Here is an 8,864-nt window from a genome sequence, read left to right on the forward strand (position 1 = left end):
CCCGGTGCGGGTGGCGTACCTGGGGCCGGCGGGCACCTTCACGGAGCAAGCCTTGTGGCAGCTCGTTGATGCCGGCGACATCACCGACCACGAGGGGGTGGCTGTGGGCCGGGATGCGGTCGTGACGATCCCCGTGACGAGCCCGGCGGCGGCCCTCGACGCCGTGGCCGCCGGGGACGCCGCCTGCGCGGTGGTGGCCGTGGAGAACTCCGTCGACGGGCCCGTCACCCACACCTTTGACGCCCTCGCACAGCACCCGGGCTTGCACATCTACGCCGAAACCGACGTGGAGATCGCCTTCGCCATCATGGTGCGCCCCGGGTTCGCCCGGGAGGAGGTGCGCTCCTTCGCCACCCACCCGGTGGCCCGTCCCCAGGTCGCCACCTGGGTGGCCACCACCTGGCCGGAGGTTGACGACATTCCCGCCAGTAGTAACGCGGCCGCCGCCCAGGCTGTTGCCGACGGCACCGTCGATGCGGCCGCCGCGCCCGCCCGCGCGGCCGACGTGTACGGGCTGGAGATCATCGCCGACGGCATCGCTGAAGTCACCGGCACCCGCACCCGCTTCATCCTCGTCGGCCCGGCCCGGGCCCTTCCCCCCGCGAGCGGGCGGGACCGCACCGGCATTATTCTCACGCTGCCGAACGTGCCGGGGAGTCTCCATGGCGCGCTCACGGAGATTGCACTCCGGGGGGTAGATGTCGCCCGCCTGGAATCCCGCCCCACCCGCACCGGGCTGGGCACGTACCGCTTCCACTTGGATGTGCGCGGCCACCTGGAGGACGCCCCCATTGCGGAGATGTTGTTGGCGTTGAAACGCTACTGCGAGGACGTGCAGTTCTTGGGCAGCTGGCGCACCCAGGACGAACCCGAGGACCGCGCCCACACAGCAGGGGAGACGGACGTCGTACCGGCCGTGTGGCCCCAGGCCGCAGCCTGGCTGGAGGAGCTGCGCGCCGGCGGCAGCGGGCAACCTCCTCGCTGAAGTCTGGGCGCCAGCGGATGCCTGGGCGCCAGGCACGCTGGGGCCAGGCACGCTGAGATGCGGGCATGCTGCGGCCCAGCGCCTTGGGTCCCCGGGGTGCTGGGGGCCTGCGCCTTGGGTTCCGGGGTGCTGGGGGCCTGCGCCTCGAGCCCCTGGAGTGCACGCCACAGCAACCGGGAGCATCGGGGCTCGCGTGCGCACGCAGGGCGACTGGTGTGCAATGGTTGTTGTGAGATGGGCTGGAACCCACGGGAAGCTTCAAGGGTAGGGAAGAACGCATGAGCAGCAGCACACACGCACACACCACGACGGCCGCCGCAACGCCGGGAGCAGCCGGCTTCGGGGGCCGGCTCATCCTGGTGCGCCACGGGCAGACCTACGGCAACGTGGCCCGCGCCCTCGACACGGCGCTCCCCGGCCAGCCACTGACGCCCGAAGGGCAATCCCAGGCGCGCGCCGTCGGCCGGGCGCTGGCGGACATCGTCACCCAGGGTGGCCCTGTCGCCCTGTTTACCTCCGAGGCGGTGCGCGCCCAGCAAACCGGCCTGCTCCTCGCCGAGGGGCTGCGCGCGGGCGGCGCTGCCGCCCCGCGGGTGCTGTCCCTGCCGGGCATTAAAGAAATCGCCGCCGGCGACTGGGAAGGCAATACTGATGAGCCCTCCATGGTGGGCTACATCGATGTGGTGCGCGCCTGGATGGCCGGCAACCACGAGCCGGTGATTCCCGGTGGGGAAACCTACGAGGAATTCGTCGGGCGCTGGGCGCCCCTGTTCGGCAGCCTGGCGGCGAAGCTCGCGCCGGGCGGGGTGTGGGACGGCCGCGACGTCGTGGTGGTCTCCCACGGGGCGGCGATCCGCACGATTACCGCAGCGATGACGATCATCGACCCGCAGCTCATGTCGAACTCCATGATCCGCAACTGTGGCTTCATTGCCCTGCGGCCGCCGACGGCGGCTACCACCCGCTGGTTCATTGAGGGCTGGGACAAAGTGTCCTTCATTGCCGAGGACGGCACCGCCGGCGGATAGTCGACGGCATGGTCTGCTCCGGGGTGCAGGCCACCTCGCCTCCAACGCGTGGACATGTCATGCGCCGCGCGTGCGGCCCGTGGGGCCCGTGGGGTGCGGTTCGAGTGAGAGTGTGGCACTCTTCACGCGAAAATGTCGCAGGTGAGCTAACCGGTAGTGCCCCACTCGGGGTGTGGGGTGTGGGTGCTGGGAAAAATGGCCGGGGAGGTGCTGAAATGCACTAACGCTTCCGTAGGTTCCGGCGGCTGCGCTCTCGGGGGTGCGGGGCGATGGCTGCGCGTCGGGGGCTGCAGTTTTTAGGAAATTCCCAGATTTCACTAGCGCGAGCGCAGTAACCCCGCTAAGCTACCTTGCGCGTCTCATCACTCACGCACCAGATGCTGCTGCAGCGGTCGCGAGGTGACCGGGCCCATGTTTTTCGTTCGCACGAGCACGGGCCATCACTTCCGCGAGATCCTGCAGCGTCGAGAGGCATCTGGGGCGGTGCGGGGCGCTCTCCGCAACCCGGTTCCCACCGGAGTCAGCTGAATTTTTCAAGTGTGGCTCACGCTGCATGATGCGGTGCCGATTACCCCCGTGGGGGTGGTCTGAGCTGGCCGGCTGTGGGTACTGAATGGACATGCTGTGCAGAAGCTGCCAGACTGTTCAGGAGAAACTGTAGGTCCAATCCCCCCACGGGAAGGTTTATTTCATGCGTAACATTCGCCGCGCAGCCCTGGCTGGCGCTACCGCTCTGGCCGTTTCCCTCTCCGGTGTCGTTGCACACGCCGAAGAGCCGAACAACGACAACGCCACCACCGCTGGTTCCTTCGAGAAGGTCCAGGACAAGGTCAAGGGCGCCCTCTCCTCCGAGAACAAGGAGAACGAGAACAAGGACGCTGACGCTCAGGGTTCCTTCGACAAGCTGAAGGACAAGGCTGAGAACGCTCTGTCCTCCAGCAAGAAGGACGACGAGGGCAAGGACAAGGACGTCAAGCCCGCCGACTCCTCCTCCCTGTCCTCCCAGATCGGTGACAAGCTGAACGACAAGGACGAGTACACCGGCCGCCAGGTCTACGGCTCCACCACCGACTCTGACGTCAAGGGCTGGGCCAAGGTTCTGCAGGTTGGCTCCATCGCCTCCGTCATCGGCGCCCTGCTCGGCCTGGTCATCTTCCCGGCCTACAACTTCCTCAAGTTCAACGGCTTCATCCGCTAAGCGGACAGTCCACAACTCCCAAACCTCATTCGAAAGGATTCATTTCACATGAAGATCCGTAATGCTGCTGTGGCTGGCCTGACCGCTGTCGCCGTTGCCCTGGCTCCCGTCGCTGCTGCCAACGCTACCGAGGGTCGTCTTTCCGACGCTCAGACCGTCAACGAGGGTGGCTACACCGGCGACTTCTCCTCCGACTTCATGGCTTGGCTGAAGCAGGACAAGCCGGGTTCCTCCGCTTGGGGCGACCGCTACGACGCTGATGCGCCCGTCGCCGGCGACGCTCTGTTCGGCAGCCAGAAGAACTGGTCCAAGATCCCCGAGTGGGCCAACATCGCTTACGGCGTCACCGCCTTCGGCGTTGTCGGCACCGTCATCGGCGCCATCATCGCTTTCTTCAACCAGCTGAAGAACAACGGCACCATCATCTAAGTGCCCCTCTTCACTGAGGATCACTCCATGCGAGTGGCCTGAAGAGATTCTTCACAGCACCCCCGCCGCGGTCTTTGTACCGTGCCGGGGGTGCTGTGCGTTGCAGGCCTAGGAGCGATGAGCGTGGTGGGGCGGAGTCGAGTGGTGGCGGTACTGCCCCAGAAGCCCGCAGTTCCCCATGCCATCCCCGGAGAGCGCGTTGGCTTAGCCCCACCCGTAGCGGTGCAGGTCCTCGTCGCTAAGGCCAAAATGGTGGCCGATCTCGTGGATGACCGTGATCCGTACCTGGCGGACGAGCTCTTCTTCGCTGTCGCAATAGCGCTTCAACGACTCCCGGAAGATCGTGATGGTGTCCGGCAAGTGCATAGAGAAGTCGCTGGTGCGCTCCGTCAGGGCGGTGCCCTCGTAGAGGCCGAGGATCGTCCAGCTGTCGGGGTGGCGATCCCTAATGAGGATCACGGTGTTGTCCATGTGGTCGAGGAACTGCTGGGGGACGAGGTCGAGTGCCTCGTCGACGAGCTCTTCGAAGCGTTCGTCACTGACATCAATCATGGTGTACTGCTCTTCTCACAAGGGTGCAAAAGGATCGGGGAAAAGGGGGCGCGGTGTGCGTAGTGGGTGCAACGCTGCGCGGGCCCAGGGTCTTCCCTCGGGGCCTATTCTCGAGGGGCCGGGGTGGCGTCAGCGCGGGGTGCGAAGCCGCGGTCGCAACGCGGACGATGCGCTCGCGCGAGCGACCGAGAACCACGAGGATCGCAACGACCTCGAGGTCCAAGAGGATTACAACGACCACAAGGGCCGCGTGAACTCCCGGCGTGGGGGTGCGCCGCCTGGGCCTCACCTTGGGTGCTGTGGGAGCTACCGTCCCAGGCATCGACCGGTGCCAACCTGAAGGACTCGGCCGCACGTGCCCCGGGGTGGGCGGCCTCGCGGGCGCGTGTCGGGGGATGACGCGGTGTGGACTTGCCCGACAGTGACCCGCTTTGCGTTGCGCGCCTGCGGCAGGGCAACTGCACGCTGTCGCGTCGATGACTCGCACACGGATGAGGGTGTCTCTGGGGTGTCCTCTGGAGTAACCCTCGCTGCGGCAGCGACGGTGGCAGCCATGCCGGCTGCCCAGTGGTTGCCGGTGTGAGCTGCGGGCGCGTGCGGCGCGGGCGCTACGGGCGGCGCGGTACCCCAGCCAGCCGACACCGGCACTGGTGCCGGGGCTTGGCCCTGGCCCGGCACCTGTAACCGACGCCGGCTGGCGGCAGGCGGCTGCGGAGAGGGCGGTGTGCGGCCGGCCCGTGGGGGCGTTCGAGCGGGCGTTAGCCCGCGCGCAGCGGGTTGCGGGGCGGCTGCGGGGGCGGCGGGGCACCATTAATCGTGAACGCCCCCTGGGCGCTACCGGCAAGCTCCGCGAAGGAACCATCCGGGTTGCCCAGCATCAACCCACAGTTGACGGTGTGGGTGCCGCCCGTCCACGAGTTCACGGGGATCGTCGTCCAGAACGTCTGCAGGGTGGAGTTGTACAAATTATCGTCGCCCCCCACATAGTCCAATGCTGCCTGGGTACACACCGGCTTCAGGGCAGCATCCTGATCCTCCACGGAGGGAGTGCCCTCGGGGAACATGGCCTTCAAATCCACCACCTGGGTGACTTCGTAAGAGTGCGGCTGATCGCAGGCCACAATGTGGGTTGCTTTCGCCGCATCCACGGTGACGCACTCCCCGGCCTGCGCGATCCGTGCCTGGTCCTGCTCCCGGGCGGAGCCTTCCGTGAGGATGGGCTCGCCCGCATCGTCAGTGACCTGCACCCCGCACAGCATGGTGCGATCGCCGGCCTTCCACGCTTCCGCCGAGGGCAGGATGCTGGCAATGGAGTAACGGCCCACAGGGTCGAAACGGCCGTGCAAATACTTAATCGTGGGTGCCTTGCAGAGTTCTTCGCGGAGCTGCGCCTGGCGGGTGAGCTCCGGGGGCGGGGAGGACGGGCCGAATTCGCTCGCCGGGTAGGTGGCGAGATCCTCCCGGGCGGAGATCTCAAAACGGTGCGGGCTTAAGCAATCAGTTTGCCCAAACCCTTCCACCGTGTCCGCACCCTTCACCCACGTCAAACAGTCGCCGACATCCGCGGAGGTAAACGGCGCGGCCTGCGGGGTGCTGCTCACAGGCGCGGAGGTGGGTGCCTGCGAGGAGGTTGCCTGCGGCTGCTCCACGGGGGTGTCCTCGGAGTGTGCTGCCCACAGGTAGCCGCCGGTGCCTGCGCATCCGACGATCGCGGCCACAAGGGCCGCGTTTACGCTGCGTGAGCTTCGCCAGGGATTCGTCATGCCCTCTATCTTGCCCTACCCCCGCACGAGTGACCGCACTGCGAGCCCAAGTGTTCGCCCACAGCCAACACCACCCGCGGCACAATCGCTGAGGTGCGAGGGCAACCCGCAGCCCACCGAGCAGCCGCGGCGGAAGTATCCAAGGCCCACAGCAGAATTGCCTGCGCGGTCCCTGCGCGCCCACAGCGCACCCGTGTTAGGCGCGAGTGATGTGAGTTTTCAATGTGTAGCGATCCGTCCGGTAGAGCGACGCACAATACTCCAACGGCTGGCCATCCGTGAGGGAGAACCGGACAATCTTCAACAGTGGGGCCCCCACAGGCACATCCAGCAGGCGGGCCTGCTCCACGTCGGCGGCGACCGCCGTGGCCGTCTGGTCAGCCTCCGTCACGGGCAGCTGGTAGTGGTCTTCCAGGATGGAGTACACCGACAAATACACGTCGTTTTCCAGCAGGTCGGGCACCAGATCGGTGTTGTACCACCCATCGTCGATGGCGTAGGGCAGACCGTTGCCCAAACGCAGCCGCTTCAAGTGGGTGTGCTCCCGGGAGGGGGAACCGAAGAAAGCATCCACCTCTTGGGGTGCGTGCATCCGCCCCGCCGCAAGGATCTTGCTGCTGGGCTGCAAGTCTTGGGCGTTCATCTCAGAGGAGAAGCTCGCCAAGTGCAGGCGGGTCACCAGCGCACTGGGGGCGACGAAGGTCCCTTTGCCGCGGGTGCGTTTGAGTACTCCCTGGTTGACGAGGTCCCCGATGGCGCGGCGGACCGTAATACGGCTGATGCCGAAGGCTTGCTCGATGGCACGCTCCCCGGGCAGCATGTCGCCGGCTTTGAGTTGGGTGCGGCAGATTTCTTCCAGAATCTCCCGCAGCTGCGCATGCTTCGGTGGCCCGTCGTCTGCGAGGCGGTGGGCGTAGTCGGAAAAGATCTGGCCGACATCTGGCATATCTACAGACTCTACCCCGCTGGTTATAACACCCGGGTGTCATTGGTGTGTGAAACTTCCCGCCCCCATGAACACACAGCGCACACACAGAGGCGGTTGTGCACCTCACCGGGGTGCCCGCGCCCTGGTGAGCGACACGAGAAAGCGCACACCCAGCGGCACAAATACAAAAGAGCGAACCTCCAGCGCCACGAGAACGTGCGCACGCGCAGACACGAGAGCGTGCGCACTCAGCGCCACGAGTGAGCGCACACCCAACGAGATGAGACAGTGCACACCGCAACCGCGCCCCACAGCTCCACCCGGCCTGCCGCAGTGGGTGGCCGCAGTGCAGGGGATGGGGCGCATGGCCCCTGGGGTCGATGATGGAGTGGCATGGCCGCAGAGGGGATGGATGGAATGGCATGGCCCCAGGGCCGGTGACTGAGTGGCGTGGCATTGTGCCGCGGGCCGGTGGCCTCAGGGGCGGCCCATGTGATGCCTTGGCCGCCCCGGCGTGGGTGGTGTGGCGTGGGCCGGTGGGGGAGGGAGTGCAGCAGTGCCCGCCTGCGGCAGGTAAAGTTTGTGCACATGATCGATCTCAAGTTCCTGCGAGCCAATCCCGATGTTGTGCGCGAGTCCCAGCGGACTCGTGGCGAAGACCCGAATCTCGTGGACGAGCTGCTCTCCGCAGATGAGGCCCGCCGCACCGCGATCGCGCAGGCCGATACTCTCCGCGCGGAGCAGAAAGCATTCGGCAAGAAGATTGGCCAGGCAGCCCCGGAGGATCGGCCGGCGTTGCTGCAGGGCTCTAATGAGCTCAAGGACAAGGTCAAGCAGGCCGAAGCCGGCGAGAAAGCTGCCGCCACTGAGGTGGAGCGCATCCAGTACCTCATTGGCAACATTGTGGAAGGCGCCCCCGCCGGCGGCGAGGAGGACTTCGTCGTCCTGGAGCACGTCGGCACCCCGCCCGAGTTTGATTTCGAGCCGAAGGATCACCTCGAGCTCGGCGAGAGCCTCGGGCTCATCGATATGGAGCGCGGCACCAAGGTCAGTGGTGCGCGCTTCTACTTCCTCACTGGCGATGGTGCTTTCCTCCAGTTGGCGATGCTCAACCTGGCGGCTGTGAAGGCCCGCCAGGCGGGCTTCCAGTTGATGGTGCCGCCGGTGCTGGTGCGCCCCGAATCGATGGCAGGCACCGGCTTCTTGGGTGCGCACTCGGATGAGATTTACTACCTGCCGGAGGATGACCTGTACTTGGTGGGTACCAGTGAGGTGGCGTTGGCTGGCTACCACCAGGGCGAGATCATTGACCTGAGTGAGGGCCCGAAGCGCTACGCCGGCTGGTCCTCCTGTTTCCGCCGGGAGGCGGGCTCCTACGGTAAGGACACGCGCGGCATTCTGCGAGTGCACCAGTTCGACAAGGTGGAGATGTTCTCCTACTGCAAGCCGGAGGATGCCGCCGCGGAGCACCAGCGCCTACTCGACATGGAGCGGGAGATGCTCGGCGCGGTCAACGTTCCCTACCGCATTATTGATGTGGCGGGCGGCGACCTGGGGTCGTCTGCGGCGCGGAAGTTCGATACGGAGGCGTGGGTGCCGACGCAGAACACCTACCGTGAGCTGACGTCGACGTCGAACTGCACGACCTTCCAGGCTCGTCGTCTGCAGGTGCGTTACCGCGATGAGGATGGCAAGCCGCAGGTGTGCGCCACCCTCAATGGCACGTTGGCGACGACCCGGTGGCTGGTCGCCATCCTGGAGAACAATCAGCAGGCTGATGGCTCTGTGGTTGTTCCGGAGGCCCTGCGCCCCTTCGTTGGCAAGGATGTCCTGGAGCCGGTGAAGTAACACCCCACCGCTCAGCGGGGTGGCATCCTAGGCCGTGTTAGGAAAGTCGCTTCAGTGCCTGGCGGATGCCTGCGATGATCACCGTGGACTCAAAATGCACCGCGAGCTTGTCGACACGTAACGCCACAGCCCG

Annotated in this window: 8 protein-coding genes; 5 read left to right on the forward strand and 3 right to left on the reverse strand. The window is 66.1% G+C overall.

Features of this window, described 5'->3' with window-relative positions:
* The first annotated feature begins 4 nt into the window (after positions 1-4).
* From pheA to C1Y63_RS11225, 4 genes are all read left to right on the forward strand, one after another.
* A complete protein-coding gene (pheA, locus tag C1Y63_RS11210; RefSeq protein ID WP_369831048.1) occupies positions 5-985 on the forward strand; it encodes a prephenate dehydratase in 981 nt (326 codons plus the stop codon).
* Positions 986-1,263: 278 nt separating this feature from the next.
* Positions 1,264-2,013 carry a histidine phosphatase family protein gene (locus C1Y63_RS11215; RefSeq protein ID WP_106016540.1) on the forward strand — a complete coding sequence of 250 codons (750 nt, stop codon included), beginning with the start codon at positions 1,264-1,266 and terminating at the stop codon, positions 2,011-2,013.
* Positions 2,014-2,704: 691 nt separating this feature from the next.
* Positions 2,705-3,211, forward strand: coding sequence for a hypothetical protein (locus tag C1Y63_RS11220; RefSeq protein ID WP_106016541.1), 507 nt, complete (start codon positions 2,705-2,707; stop codon positions 3,209-3,211).
* Positions 3,212-3,259: 48 nt separating this feature from the next.
* Positions 3,260-3,640: a hypothetical protein gene (locus C1Y63_RS11225; protein ID WP_106016542.1), complete on the forward strand. Its 381-nt coding sequence runs from the start codon at positions 3,260-3,262 to the stop codon at positions 3,638-3,640.
* 204 nt (positions 3,641-3,844) lie between these two features.
* On the opposite strand, the gene C1Y63_RS11230 is transcribed toward C1Y63_RS11225, so the two are convergent.
* The 3 genes from C1Y63_RS11230 to C1Y63_RS11240 form a co-directional block, all read right to left on the reverse strand.
* The gene (locus C1Y63_RS11230; RefSeq protein ID WP_106016543.1) at positions 3,845-4,192 is read right to left on the reverse strand and encodes a metallopeptidase family protein; all 348 of its coding nucleotides are present in this window, start codon (positions 4,190-4,192) and stop codon (positions 3,845-3,847) included.
* A 758-nt stretch (positions 4,193-4,950) separates the two neighbouring features.
* Positions 4,951-5,955, reverse strand: coding sequence for a septum formation family protein (locus C1Y63_RS11235; RefSeq protein WP_106016544.1), 1,005 nt, complete (start codon positions 5,953-5,955; stop codon positions 4,951-4,953).
* A gap of 196 nt (positions 5,956-6,151) precedes the next feature.
* A complete protein-coding gene (locus C1Y63_RS11240) occupies positions 6,152-6,901 on the reverse strand; it encodes a GntR family transcriptional regulator (protein WP_106016545.1) in 750 nt (249 codons plus the stop codon).
* A gap of 570 nt (positions 6,902-7,471) precedes the next feature.
* Between C1Y63_RS11240 and serS the strand changes: the two genes are divergently transcribed.
* Entirely contained in the window at positions 7,472-8,731 is a 1,260-nt protein-coding gene (gene serS, locus C1Y63_RS11245) for a serine--tRNA ligase (protein WP_106016546.1), read from the forward strand.
* The last annotated feature ends 133 nt before the right edge of the window (positions 8,732-8,864 follow it).

It is taken from the genome of Corynebacterium sp. 13CS0277 (assembly GCF_002994655.1).
Taxonomy (GTDB): domain Bacteria; phylum Actinomycetota; class Actinomycetes; order Mycobacteriales; family Mycobacteriaceae; genus Corynebacterium.

What these genes read in the sequence shown, in the direction of transcription:
- C1Y63_RS11220 (WP_106016541.1), top strand. Translation starts at nt 2,705, where the DNA reads ATGCGTAACATTCGCCGCGCAGCCCTGGCTGGCGCTACCGCTCTGGCC.
- C1Y63_RS11240 (WP_106016545.1), bottom strand. Translation starts at nt 6,901, where the DNA reads ATGCCAGATGTCGGCCAGATCTTTTCCGACTACGCCCACCGCCTCGCA.
- C1Y63_RS11230 (WP_106016543.1), bottom strand. Translation starts at nt 4,192, where the DNA reads ATGATTGATGTCAGTGACGAACGCTTCGAAGAGCTCGTCGACGAGGCA.
- C1Y63_RS11225 (WP_106016542.1), top strand. Translation starts at nt 3,260, where the DNA reads ATGAAGATCCGTAATGCTGCTGTGGCTGGCCTGACCGCTGTCGCCGTT.
- C1Y63_RS11215 (WP_106016540.1), top strand. Translation starts at nt 1,264, where the DNA reads ATGAGCAGCAGCACACACGCACACACCACGACGGCCGCCGCAACGCCG.
- C1Y63_RS11235 (WP_106016544.1), bottom strand. Translation starts at nt 5,955, where the DNA reads ATGACGAATCCCTGGCGAAGCTCACGCAGCGTAAACGCGGCCCTTGTG.
- serS (WP_106016546.1), top strand. Translation starts at nt 7,472, where the DNA reads ATGATCGATCTCAAGTTCCTGCGAGCCAATCCCGATGTTGTGCGCGAG.